This is a genomic window from Celeribacter persicus (assembly GCF_003050785.1).
In the GTDB taxonomy this organism is placed as follows: Bacteria; Pseudomonadota; Alphaproteobacteria; order Rhodobacterales; family Rhodobacteraceae; genus Celeribacter; species Celeribacter persicus.
On the sequence record NZ_QAOH01000039.1, the window covers coordinates 1 to 11,344 of the forward strand.

The 11,344-nt window shown below is 58.6% G+C and carries 10 protein-coding genes and 1 pseudogene; 9 read left to right on the top strand and 2 right to left on the bottom strand.

Annotation, left to right across the window (positions count from 1 at the left end; genetic code table 11):
- Nucleotides 1-167: pseudogene (locus tag C8N42_RS20140) on the bottom strand (IS6 family transposase); the annotation flags it as partial.
- Between the two features lie 33 nt (nucleotides 168-200).
- On the opposite strand from C8N42_RS20140, the gene C8N42_RS20145 reads away from it, so the two are divergent.
- The 3 genes from C8N42_RS20145 to C8N42_RS20155 are packed head-to-tail and all read left to right on the top strand — an operon-like array spanning nucleotide 201 to nucleotide 3,001.
- The gene (locus C8N42_RS20145) at nucleotides 201-965 is read left to right on the top strand and encodes an ABC transporter ATP-binding protein (protein WP_170109389.1); all 765 of its coding nucleotides are present in this window, start codon (nucleotides 201-203) and stop codon (nucleotides 963-965) included.
- A 3-nt stretch (nucleotides 966-968) separates the two neighbouring features.
- Complete coding sequence (locus tag C8N42_RS20150; protein ID WP_107818212.1) at nucleotides 969-1,922, top strand: ABC transporter permease; 954 nt, start codon at nucleotides 969-971, stop codon at nucleotides 1,920-1,922.
- Nucleotides 1,919-3,001 carry an iron chelate uptake ABC transporter family permease subunit gene (locus C8N42_RS20155; RefSeq protein ID WP_107818213.1) on the top strand — a complete coding sequence of 361 codons (1,083 nt, stop codon included), beginning with the start codon at nucleotides 1,919-1,921 and terminating at the stop codon, nucleotides 2,999-3,001. The genes C8N42_RS20150 and C8N42_RS20155 overlap by 4 nt, the downstream gene beginning before the upstream one ends.
- Before the next feature lie 199 nt (nucleotides 3,002-3,200).
- Here the strand turns inward: C8N42_RS20155 and C8N42_RS20160 are convergent, their stop codons facing one another.
- Nucleotides 3,201-4,592 carry a short-chain fatty acyl-CoA regulator family protein gene (locus tag C8N42_RS20160; protein WP_107818214.1) on the bottom strand — a complete coding sequence of 464 codons (1,392 nt, stop codon included), beginning with the start codon at nucleotides 4,590-4,592 and terminating at the stop codon, nucleotides 3,201-3,203.
- A gap of 164 nt (nucleotides 4,593-4,756) precedes the next feature.
- Between C8N42_RS20160 and C8N42_RS20165 the strand changes: the two genes are divergently transcribed.
- The 6 genes from C8N42_RS20165 to C8N42_RS20190 all read left to right on the top strand — a co-directional run bounded on the left by C8N42_RS20165 (nucleotide 4,757) and on the right by C8N42_RS20190 (nucleotide 11,094).
- The gene (locus tag C8N42_RS20165; protein ID WP_107818215.1) at nucleotides 4,757-5,203 is read left to right on the top strand and encodes an acyl-CoA thioesterase; all 447 of its coding nucleotides are present in this window, start codon (nucleotides 4,757-4,759) and stop codon (nucleotides 5,201-5,203) included.
- Nucleotides 5,200-6,723: an MmgE/PrpD family protein gene (locus tag C8N42_RS20170; RefSeq protein WP_107818216.1), complete on the top strand. Its 1,524-nt coding sequence runs from the start codon at nucleotides 5,200-5,202 to the stop codon at nucleotides 6,721-6,723. Before C8N42_RS20165 ends, C8N42_RS20170 begins: the two co-directional genes overlap by 4 nt.
- A gap of 21 nt (nucleotides 6,724-6,744) precedes the next feature.
- Nucleotides 6,745-7,917, top strand: coding sequence for a bifunctional 2-methylcitrate synthase/citrate synthase (gene prpC, locus C8N42_RS20175; protein WP_245890318.1), 1,173 nt, complete (start codon nucleotides 6,745-6,747; stop codon nucleotides 7,915-7,917).
- Nucleotides 7,918-7,921: 4 nt separating this feature from the next.
- Nucleotides 7,922-8,836: a methylisocitrate lyase gene (gene prpB, locus C8N42_RS20180; RefSeq protein WP_107818218.1), complete on the top strand. Its 915-nt coding sequence runs from the start codon at nucleotides 7,922-7,924 to the stop codon at nucleotides 8,834-8,836.
- 111 nt (nucleotides 8,837-8,947) lie between these two features.
- Entirely contained in the window at nucleotides 8,948-9,835 is an 888-nt protein-coding gene (locus C8N42_RS20185) for a LysR family transcriptional regulator (RefSeq protein WP_107818219.1), read from the top strand.
- A 278-nt stretch (nucleotides 9,836-10,113) separates the two neighbouring features.
- Nucleotides 10,114-11,094, top strand: a complete 981-nt coding sequence (locus C8N42_RS20190) for a DUF1852 domain-containing protein (RefSeq protein ID WP_107818220.1) — start codon at nucleotides 10,114-10,116, stop codon at nucleotides 11,092-11,094.
- Nucleotides 11,095-11,344: the final 250 nt, after the last annotated feature.

Consider the following 11,344-nt stretch of genomic DNA (forward strand, 5'->3'; position numbering starts at 1 on the left):
GGGGAATAATGTTGAACCCAGCGATAGATCGTAGAGTGGTCAACCCGATGACCCCGTTCGGCCATCATCTCTTCCAGGTCACGATAGCTAACCCCGTAGCGGCAGTACCAACGCACAGCCCAAAGCACGACTTCACCCCGGAAATGACGGCCTTTGAAGTCGCTCATCCCATACCCCTTATCTCAGAAATGACCCACAAAATGCTTGCCGCTGAAAAAGTTTGCAACAGAGCCGGATTTCGCTACACGCCAAACAGCGCACCGGTTCTGGATGGCATGTCGCTCACGGTGCCCGAAGGCAGTATGACCGCCCTCATCGGGGCGTCGGGGTCGGGCAAATCTACCGTCGCCCGGCTGATCGCGCGGTTCTACGATGTCGGGGAGGGGAGGATCGAGATCGGTGGCGTTGACCTGCGTGACATGTCCGAAGAAACCCTCGCGGCGCAGGTGTCGCAGATTTTTCAGGACACATATCTGGTGTCGGGCACCATCGGCGAAAATATCCGTATGGGGCGGGGGGATGCGACGGAGGCCGAGCTTGCGGAGGTGATCGCACAGGCCGGGATCGACGAGATTTTGGCGCGCCTGCCCGAGGGGCTTGAGACCGAGGTCGGCGAAGGTGGCGTGCGTTTGTCCGGTGGCGAGCGGCAGAGGATCACCATCGCGCGCGCGCTGTTGAAAGCGGCCCCGATCCTTTTGGTGGATGAGGCCACGGCCGCGCTCGATGCGGAAAATCAGGCGGTGATTGCCCAAACGCTCCATCACATGCGCGGGAAATGCACGATGGTTGTGATCGCACATCAGTTGAGCACGGTGCAGATGGCCGATCAGATTGCGGTGCTGGAGGGGGGCAAAATCGTCGAATGCGGGACGCCCGCCGATCTGGCCACCCATTCGGGGCCTTACGCGCGCTTTCTGGCGCAGCGCCAAGAGGCCTCCGGCTGGCGCATCACACCAGTGGGCTAGATCATGGGGCTTGTACGAAGCTGTGCGCTTCCTCTTGGTTTTTTGGTGCTGTGTTGCGTCTCACTCATGGTGGGCGCGAACGGGATAGGTCTGCGCTGGGTGTTTGATCCGTCCCCCGATGCGCTGCTGACCCTCACGGCGAGCCGTCTGCCGCGGCTGATTGCCTTGATCCTCACAGGGAGCGGGTTGGCGATTTGTGGTGTGATCCTGCAACAAATCCTGCGCAATCGCTTTGCTGAACCGGCGACCATCGGGGGGATGGAGGCGGCAAAGCTTGGCATTCTTGTCGCTCTCACCACGATCCCCACATCCGGGGCGCTTGTGCGTATGGGCTTTGCCATGGTGTTCTGCCTCATGGCGAGCGCGGTCTTCGTCGCCATCCTGAGCCGCATTCGGTTTCGTGATGCCGTGCTCGTGCCGGTGATCGGGCTGATGTTTGCAGGGGTGCTGAGCGCCTTGGCGGAGTTCTATGCCTTTAGCCGAAATATCCTTCAATCCATGCAGGGCTGGATGATCGGGGATTTCTCGCGCGTTGTGCAGGGCCAGTATGAGTTGATTTACCTGATCCTGCCGGTCGTTGCCGTGACTTACCTGTTTGCGCGTCGTTTTACTGTTCTGGCCATGGGGCAGGATATGTCCGAAAGCCTTGGGCTGCGCTATCGGCCCATGGTCGCGTTGGGATTGGTTCTGGTCTCAGCCACTGTGGCGGCCACGGTGATTACGGCGGGCGCCGTGCCCTTCGTGGGGCTTGTGGTGCCCAATGTGGTGGCGCTTTGGCGGGGCGATAACCTTCAGAAAACCCTGCCGCTGGTGGCGATGTCCGGGGCGATCCTGTTGCTTTTGTGCGATATTTTGGGGCGTGTCGTCATCTACCCCTATGAGGTGCCGTTGGGCCTGACCGTTGGCGGTCTTGGCGGAGTGATCTTTTTGGTGCTGATCCTGCGGGGGACGCGATGAGAGCGGTGCTGTTTCTGTCGCTTCTGATCGCGCTGGCGCTCGTTTACCTCGGCTGGGGCACGGGGTTTCAGCCGGGTTTCTTGCTCAATCGCCGCTTGATCCGGTTGGGCGCCATGTGTGTTGCGGGCTCAGGCATCGCCATCTCCGCGATCCTGTTTCAAAGCCTCACACAGAACCGCATTCTGACGCCCGCGATCATGGGGTATGAGGCGGTTTACCTTTTGCTTCAATCGCTTCTGATCCTGTGGCTCGGCAGCGCCAGCCTGCATATGCTGGGCGAGATCGGCAATATGGCCCTGTCGATTGCGGTCATGCTCGGCTGGTCCTTTGGCTTGCAGATGACGCTGTTTCAGGGCGGGCAGAACAATGTGCACCGGCTTTTGTTGGTGGGGCTGGTGCTCACGCTCATAATCGCCAGCGTCACGCAATTTATCGAATTGCGCATCAGCCCCGGTGAGTTCGCGATTTACCAGAGCTTTGCGGTGCTTTATTTTGAGGTGGACTATCGCGACAGCTCCAAAGGGCACCTTGCGGCCGTTCGGGATCATTTCGAGACGCTGGGCAAAGTGTTCGACAAGGAAGACGTTGCCCGTGCGGGCATTGAAGAGCTGGATGGTCAGGTGAGTGCGCTGAACGCCCAGATGTCTGGCTGTTCGGATAAGGCGCTGATCCTGTTGCATAACAACGGCGCATTCAGCTCCTTTGGGCAGCAGTCTCGCTATGGGTTCGTCTTCAATGAACTGGGCGTGAAACCCGCCGGAGCGATCGGCGAAACCGGGCTTCATGGTCAGCCGGTCACAAGTGAATTCATCCAGAAATCGAACCCCGATCTGATCTTTGTGATCGACCGCACCGCCGTGATGGAAGGTCGCCCGACTCTGACAAGAGACCAGATCGCTAATCCGCTCCTAGAAGCCACAAAGGCATGGCAGGACGACCGCGTGATCTTTGTCGATCCCGAGGCCTGGTACACAACGGCGGCCGGGCCGACCTCTCTGTCCATCATGATGAAGGAGATCGGCGCAGCTTACGATCACGTGGGGGCATGCTCTCAGACGGATGGGAATGCCAAATTCTAAAGGGCAACGGGTGCGGCTTAAAGCGTTTCTCAAAAAACTTGAGGCACTCAATTTTTGAGAAACGCAGCACTATCAATTCAGTGTGGCAACGTTTTTCGCTCAATCAGATTCAGATTAAACGAAAAACGCTTTAGCTCGAGGCTGTGGCCGCACCTCCTGCCTGCCCGCGCAAGACCACATCGCAAGACCACATAGGGCATCAGTCCCCGGAATAGGGGGCGAAACGCGATTGGGCCGGATCGGTCGCCAGCGGGCGCCCGACCATGGGAAAGGCGCGCTGTGGGCAGGCCGGACGTTCGCAGACCTTGCATCCGGCTCCGATCGGTGTCGCCAGATCGTGATTGCGCAGATCCAGTCCACGGGCATAGATCAGCCGGTCGGCATGGGCGAGATCGCAGCCAAGCGCCACAGCAAAGCGTTTGCGCGGCGAGCCATAGCCGCCTGCGCCATGCTCGACGGTGCGCGCCACCCAGAGGTAACTGCGCCCGTCTGGCATCTGCGCCACTTGGGTCAATGTTTCTCCGGGGTTTGAGAAGGCTTCATAGATATTCCAAAGCGGGCAGGACCCGCCGAACCGAGAAAAATGAAAATCCGTCGCGCTCTGGCGTTTCGAGATATTACCGGCATGATCCACCCGGATGAAAAAGAACGGCACACCGCGGGCCTCAGGGCGTTGCAGCGTGGAGAGCCGGTGGCATATGGTTTCGAACCCGACCCCAAAACGCCGCCCGAGAAGTTCGATGTCGTAATGCAACTCCTCCGCCGCGACGAGAAACGCGCGATAGGGCAGGATCAGCGCGCCGGCAAAATAGTTCGCGAGGCCGATGCGCAGCAAATCCCGCGCTTCCGTACTTGCCATTTTTGCCTCGTCGACGAGTCGGTTCAATGTGTCGGATTGCTCGAGAAAGGCCAGTTGCGTGGCCATCTGAAACGCGCGCTGCCCCACATTCAGGTGAGCTGCGAGATGGAGGATGCGAGCGCTTTCATCAAAGCGGCGGAGGCTTTCAACTTCCGCGACCAGAGCAAGACGCAACCCGTGCCGACCGGCGAGACGGTCGATCAGTCCCTCGGTCATTCGGCCATGGGGCAGGCCGTTGCCGATCTCTTCGGCTGCGCGATCAAGCTCGGGTATGTAATTGCGATGTTCATAGAAATAGTCGCGCACAGCTTCGAAGGCGGTGGGAGTGTTTCCGGTTGGCGTGTCGCCGCTGAGATGCCCGCTCAGAATATCCATGCGCTCCGACATGTCCCGAAGTCGCGTCTGCATGGCGACAATTGTTCGGGCGACGCCGGGCATATTGGCGGCTATTTCGCGCACTTCAGCGAGCGAGGCGCCGGCGCCCTGATCGGCCAGAGCAGCGCGCAGATCGGTGATGATGCGGGCCTCTTCGCCGCTGGAGAACATCTGAATATCGAGGCCGAATGCGGCGTTCAGTTTGATCAGTACGGGTACGGTCAATGGGCGCTGATTGTGCTCCATCTGGTTGAGATAGCTGGGGGAGATGTCGAGCGCACGTGCCAAAGCGGCCTGTGTGATGCCACGTTCTTCTCGCAGGCGCTTTAGGCGAACCCCCATATAAGCTTTTTTCATCGCAGTGCTTTCCTTCGGTTTTTGCGAGGGACATTAACAAACTTCGCAAATTTACCATTATGCGTTGGCAAAAATATGCATTTTCAGTAGTTTATGTCTAATTCTGGCCTGTGAAAAGGTGGCTTTGCTAATCTTGTAAATATCCCAATCTCAGGCAGACGCACATGGACCAGCCCGACACAGTTCCGCAACGAACCGATCAGCAAACGGTCATGGTCGAAATGATCTTTCCGGATCAGTCTAATCATTACGGCACCCTGTTCGGGGGCAATGGTCTCTCGCTCATGGCTAAGGCTGCTTTCGTCGCGGCAACGCGTCGGGCGGGCGGTTCCGTGGTGATGGCGCGTTCGGAACGGGTGGATTTCACAACGCCGGTTCAGGTCGGGGAACTTCTGGAACTCACCGCCGAAGTGATCCGCGTCGGGCGATCTTCCATGAGTGTCATGGTTCATGGCGTGGCCGAGGATCTGAGTACGGCCCTGCGCCGTGATGTCTTATCGGGACAATTCGAGATGGTGGCGGTGGATGACGCCGGGCGCCCGCGCCGCATTTGGGGCCGCGCGCAGGCAATCCGCTGTGGAGGAGACGACTATTCAAGGACAACAGCATGAAACTGCATGAGGTGCGGAGCTATAAATCCGCAGAACACCTGCCGCGCGAAGATCAGCTTGCATGGAAAATTTCCGAAGTGGCCGCCGATTCGGTTGCAGTGGAGGAGGACGTGGCGGAGATGATCATCAACCGGATGATCGACAACGCCGCGGTCGCCGCCGCCTCGGTGGCCCGCCGACCCGTCGCCTCCGCCCGTGCACAGGCGCTCTGCCATGCCTATGCACGAGGTAAAATCTCGGGGGCGACGGTGTTCGGGATGTCCTCGGAGACGCGTGTCAGCCCGGAATGGGCGGCCTGGGCCAACGGTGTTGCAGTGCGGGAGCTGGATTTCCACGACACGTTTCTGGCTGCGGAATATTCTCATCCGGGTGATAATATTCCGCCGATCCTCGCGGTGGCACAGCATTGCGGGCTGACCGGCCAGGACCTGATCCGCGGGCTTGCGACGGGCTATGAGATTCAGGTCGATCTGGTGAAGGGCATCTGCCTGCATGAGCACAAGATCGACCATATCGCCCATCTCGGACCGTCGGCGGCGGCCGGGATCGGCACGGCGTTGAAGTTGCCGGTGGAGGTTATCTTTCAATCGGTGCAACAGGCGCTGCATACTACCACCACCACACGACAGTCGCGCAAGGGCGAGATTTCGAGCTGGAAAGCCTATGCGCCCGCCTTTGCCGGGAAAATGGCGATTGAGGCGGTGGACAGATGCATGCGTGGTGAGGGCGCGCCGAGCCCCGCCTGGGAGGGCGAAGACGGGTTCATAGCCTGGCTTCTGGGCGGCCCGCAAGCGGTCTATCATGTGCCGCTGTCGGAAAAAGGCGAGGCGAAACGTGCGATCCTCGACACTTATACCAAGGAGCATTCCGCCGAATATCAATCGCAGGCTCTGATCGATCTGGCGCGCCGGATGCGTGACAAGGTGGGCGATTTGAGCCAGGTGAAATCCATCCTGATCGAGACCTCGCACCATACTCATTACGTGATCGGCACGGGGGCGAACGATCCGCAGAAAATGGACCCAAACGCCTCGCGTGAGACGCTGGATCACTCGATCATGTATATCTTCGCGGTCGCGCTCGAAGATGGCGGTTGGCATCATGTCGCATCTTACACGCCGGAGCGGGCCAAGCGTCCCTCGACCGTGGCGCTCTGGCACAAGATTTCGACCGCAGAGGATCCGGAATGGACGCGGCGCTATCATGCGCATGATCCGAAAGATAAGGCTTTTGGCGGGCGGGTCACGATCACGCTGGAGGACGGATCGAAGATTGTCGACGAGCTGGCGATTGCCGATGCCAACCCGCTGGGCGCACGGCCTTTTAAACGCCCGGATTACGTCAAGAAATTCCTGACCCTGTCCGATGGCGTGATCGTGCCGGATGAGCAGCAGCGCTTCCTGGATGCGGTGGAAAACCTTGCCGGTTTGAAAGCGGATCAACTGCATTGGCTGAACTTTACGGTCGCACCGGATCAGCTTGGGGCACCTCGTCCAAAGGGTATTTTCGACTGGAATTGATCTGGATTTTAGGGAGGAAAAATGATGACGAGTTCCGTCAAAAAACCGAAAAAATCCGTGGCGCTTTCGGGCGTCACGGCAGGCAATACCGCGCTGTGCTCTGTCGGACAAAGTGGCAATGATCTGCATTATCGCGGCTATGACATTCTCGATCTTGCGGAAAGCTGCGAGTTCGAGGAGGTTGCGCATCTTCTGATCCATGGCAGCCTGCCATCTGCCGCAGAGCTTGACGCCTACAAGGCCAAGCTCAAGGCGTTTCGGGGGCTGCCGAAAGCGGTGCGCAAGACGTTGGAAGCGATCCCGGCGGCGGCGCATCCGATGGATGTGCTGCGCTCCGGGGTCTCTGCCATGGGCTGCGCCTTGCCCGAAGCGGCCGATCACAACACCGCCGGCGCGCGCGACATTGTGGACCGGTTGATCGCGGTGCAGGGCTCGATGCTCCTCTACTGGTATCACTACGCCCAGAACGGGCGACGGATCGAGGTCGAGACCGAAGACGACAGCATCGCCGGGCATTTCCTGCATCTGTTGCATGGTAAGCAGGCCAGCGAGGAAGAGGTCCGTGCCATGCATGTCACGCTGAACCTCTATGCCGAGCATGAGTTCAATGCCTCGACGTTCACCGCGCGCTCCATCGCGGGCACCGGGGCGGATGTCTATTCCGCTATCACGGGGGCGATCGGCGCGCTCAGGGGGCCGAAGCATGGCGGTGCCAACGAAGTCGCCTTCGAGATTCAGAAACGCTACGAGACGCCGGAAGAGGCCGAGAGCGACATTCGCGTGCGTATCGCCAACAAGGAGGTGGTGATCGGCTTTGGTCACCCGGTCTACACGGTCTCCGATCCGCGCAATGTGGTGATCAAACGCATCGCCCGGCACCTGTCCGAAGCGGCGGGGTCGATGAAAATGTACGACATCGCCGAGCGGATCGAGTTCGTGATGATGGAGGCCAAGCGTATGTTCCCGAACCTCGATTGGTTCTCCGCCGTCTCCTATCACCTGTTGGGGGTGCCGACGGCGATGTTCACGCCGATTTTCGTCATCGCCCGGACGTCCGGCTGGGGCGCACATGTGATCGAGCAGCGGATCGACAATAAGATCATCCGACCCTCGGCCAATTATATCGGCCCCGAAAATCGCCCCTTCCTGCCACTCGGGCGGCGGGGCGCTGACTTCCCCAGAGCTGCGGAGTGAGACCATGACCTATTTGATTGCAGACGATTTACCCGAAGAGAGCGCCGGGCGGCGCTTTCGCAAGGCGTTGAACGTCCCCGGAATTCTGCGGCTTCCTGGCGCACATAACGGTCAGTCCGCACTTCAGGCGAAGGTGGCAGGGTTCGATGCCTTGTACCTGTCGGGGGCGGCGATGACCGCGTCGATGGGGTTGCCGGATCTGGGGATCATCACCGTCGACGAGGTGGCGTTCTTCATCCGCCAGATCGCCCGCGCCTCCGGCCTGCCGCTTCTGGTCGATGGCGACACCGGCTATGGTGAGGCGCTCAATGTCATGCATATGGTGCGCGCTTTCGAAGAGGCGGGCGCGGGCGCCGTGCATCTCGAAGATCAGCTTTTGCCCAAGAAATGCGGCCATCTGAATGACAAGAAACTCGCTTCCGCGGCAGATATGGCGGCCAAAGTGGCGGCGGCGGCAAAAGCCTCGCGCGATCTCGTGATCATCGCCCGTACGGATGCCGCGGCCTCCGAAGGGATCGAAGGTGCGGTGGCGCGTGCGAAGCTCTATGTCGAAGCGGGTGCCGATGCGATCTTCCCGGAGGCGCTGACTTCGGTCGAGATGTTCAAGGAGATGCGCGCGGCCCTTCCCGGTGTCAAACTTCTGGCCAATATGACCGAGTTCGGGCGCACGCCCGCGCTCACCGCTCAGGAGTTCGAAGAGCTGGGCTATGACATGGTGATCTGGCCGGTGTCGTCCCTCAGGGTCGCCAACAAGGCGCAGGAAAAGCTTTATGCCGCGCTTGCCCGCGACGGGGCCACCACCGCAATGATCCCGGAGATGCAGACCCGCAAGGAGCTTTATGAGACCATCGGGCTAAACACTTTCGAGGCGCTGGACAGTTCAATAGCCGCATCGGTCGCGCCGGAGTGGGGGGGCTAATTTCAAACGCTTTTGTATCGAATGTACAGAGGATAGCTGCGCATGCTTCGGTGTTGGATATGATGTTGCATCACGATTATATCAGAGAACTATAGCAAGGATTCACACCTGATGATTGACCTTCAACCGCTGGCCATTTTACGTGAAATTGATCGGACGGGTAGCCTGACACAGGCCGCCGATAAATTGTTTTTGACGCAATCTGCCGTCAGCCATGCTGTTCGCCGGTTTGAAGAACGTTATCAGGTGAAACTCTGGAAGCGCGAAGGTCACAAACTGCGCCTGACCCCGTCGGGGGAGTATCTCCTGGGGCTGGCCAATCGCGTGTTGCCGCAACTTGAATATGGCGCCGTGGTGCTTGGGGATTATGCTCGCGGACGGCGCGGCGCGATCCGGGTGGGGATGGAATGTCATCCCTGCCAAGACTGGCTGATGCGTGTGCTTGATCCGTTTCTGTCGCAATGGCCCGATGTGGATTTAGATGTGACAACGGCCTTTCAGTTCGGTGGCCTTGCCGCGCTTTTGAGCCATGAAATCGACATTCTCGTCACGCCCGATCCGGTCGAACAGCCGGGGATCGAGTATCAATCCGTCTTTGACTATGAGTTGGTTTTGGCTGTGGCCGAGACCCATCCTTTGGCGGACAAAGGGCGGGCAGAACCGGCGGATCTGGCGGGGGACACGCTTATCACCTATCCGGTCTCCCGCGAGAGGCTGGATATTTATACCCAATTTCTGATCCCTGCTCATGCTCTGCCGCGTCGTCATCGCACGGTGGAAACCACCGATCTGATGCTGCGGCTGGTGGCGTCGGGCCGTGCGGTTAGCGCAACGCCGGATTGGTTGCTGCGCGACGCCAAGGGGGTGAGGGGCGTGCGTCTGGGGCAGGGGATCGCAAAGTCGATTCATTTGGGTCATCGCAAGGGGGAATGCCCCAATTATCTCAGCGGCTTTATGGAACTGGCTGCCACCGTTCAAATCGAAACTGTCCAAATCTAAACAGTTCAAATCTGAACTGTGCAAATCGGTCGTCTCCCAGAGGGGACATCCGCAACATGACGGGCACTCATGTATTTCTGAGATAATCTCATTTTTATCCATGATCGACTTCGCGCATATAGCACGGAACAGCTTTGCCTTTCCAAGCCCAAGGCGTTCGTAGGCCACATGAGGACCACCAACTGAGATACCGAAGCCGAGCCTGGCAAGCCCTGATGTAAACGTCAGGGAACCGCTTGGTGCGTCCGGTTCTCAGGCAAATAGGATATGCGATCACTATGACCGAAGATTTTGCATTCAAAATTTCAACTCTTTGCTTCGACGAAAACTATACGCCTGCGGATCACACCCGGCTGACGACCAATTTCGCCAATCTGGCGCGTGGGGAAAATCGTCAGGAAAACCTGCGCCGGGCGCTCACCATGATCGACAATCGTTTCAATGCATTGGCTCACTGGGACAACCCGAAGGGGGATCGCTACGCCGTCGAGCTGGGGATTGTCTCTGCCGATCTGGACGTTGATGGCAATGGCGGTGACTTCCCGGCGATTGAAATGTTGAAAACCACGATCGTCGATCACAAGACTGGTGCGCGGATCGAAGGCATCGTCGGCAACAGCTTTTCCTCCTATGTTCGCGATTACGATTTCAGCGTGCGCCTTATGGACCACAACAAGGGTCGAGACGGGTTCAGTGTGCCGGAAAACTACGGCGACTTGCATGGCAATCTCTTCAAACTCTTTGTCACGTCTCCCGCCTATCAAGAGAATTTCGCAAAACGTCCGGTGTTCTGCCTGAGCGTGTCGCACAATAAAACCTACCACCGCACCGCCAACGAACACCCGGTTCTGGGCTTTGAATACCAGCCAGACACCACTTCCCTGACTGAGGCCTATTTCAGAAAAATGGGCCTTCAGGTGCGCTATTTCATGCCGAAAAACAGTGCCGCCCCGTTGGCCTTTTTCTTCTTCGGCGATCTGCTCAATGATTACAGCACCCTCGAACTGATCTCGACGATCAGCACGATGGAAAGCTTTCAGCGGATCTATCGCCCGGAGATTTACAACGCCAATGCCGCGGCAGGCACGGTGTTCCAACCCAGCCTCGACCATCAAGACTTTTCCCCCACCCGGATCGTCTACGACCGCGAAGAACGCAGCCAGCTGGCCATCAAGCAGGGCAAATACGCTGAGAAGCATTTCATCAAGCCTTATCGCGACATTCTCGACGCTTGGTCCGCGCAATACGCGGCGCAATGAGCTTTTGAAACTGACGCCCGCTTCGACGCGCCGGACCGGGCACCTCCCCTATCTCACAGAATAAACGCACAAGGTTGTCTGAGCTACCTCCCGAAATTCGGACACTGACGTAAGCTGCGATTTGTAGTCTGCTGATCTTCAACACGCAGGAGATCAGATATGTCGAAACGGAAGCAACATCACCCAGAGTTCAAAGCCAAGGTGGCGTTGGCAGCGCTGAAAGGCGAAGAAACAGTCAGCGAGCTGGCCA

Coding starts and splice junctions, on each gene's coding strand:
- C8N42_RS20145 (WP_170109389.1), top strand. CDS start 201: ATGCTTGCCGCTGAAAAAGTTTGCAACAGAGCCGGATTTCGCTACACG.
- C8N42_RS20150 (WP_107818212.1), top strand. CDS start 969: ATGGGGCTTGTACGAAGCTGTGCGCTTCCTCTTGGTTTTTTGGTGCTG.
- C8N42_RS20155 (WP_107818213.1), top strand. CDS start 1,919: ATGAGAGCGGTGCTGTTTCTGTCGCTTCTGATCGCGCTGGCGCTCGTT.
- C8N42_RS20160 (WP_107818214.1), bottom strand. CDS start 4,592: ATGAAAAAAGCTTATATGGGGGTTCGCCTAAAGCGCCTGCGAGAAGAA.
- C8N42_RS20165 (WP_107818215.1), top strand. CDS start 4,757: ATGGACCAGCCCGACACAGTTCCGCAACGAACCGATCAGCAAACGGTC.
- C8N42_RS20170 (WP_107818216.1), top strand. CDS start 5,200: ATGAAACTGCATGAGGTGCGGAGCTATAAATCCGCAGAACACCTGCCG.
- prpC (WP_245890318.1), top strand. CDS start 6,745: ATGATGACGAGTTCCGTCAAAAAACCGAAAAAATCCGTGGCGCTTTCG.
- prpB (WP_107818218.1), top strand. CDS start 7,922: ATGACCTATTTGATTGCAGACGATTTACCCGAAGAGAGCGCCGGGCGG.
- C8N42_RS20185 (WP_107818219.1), top strand. CDS start 8,948: ATGATTGACCTTCAACCGCTGGCCATTTTACGTGAAATTGATCGGACG.
- C8N42_RS20190 (WP_107818220.1), top strand. CDS start 10,114: ATGACCGAAGATTTTGCATTCAAAATTTCAACTCTTTGCTTCGACGAA.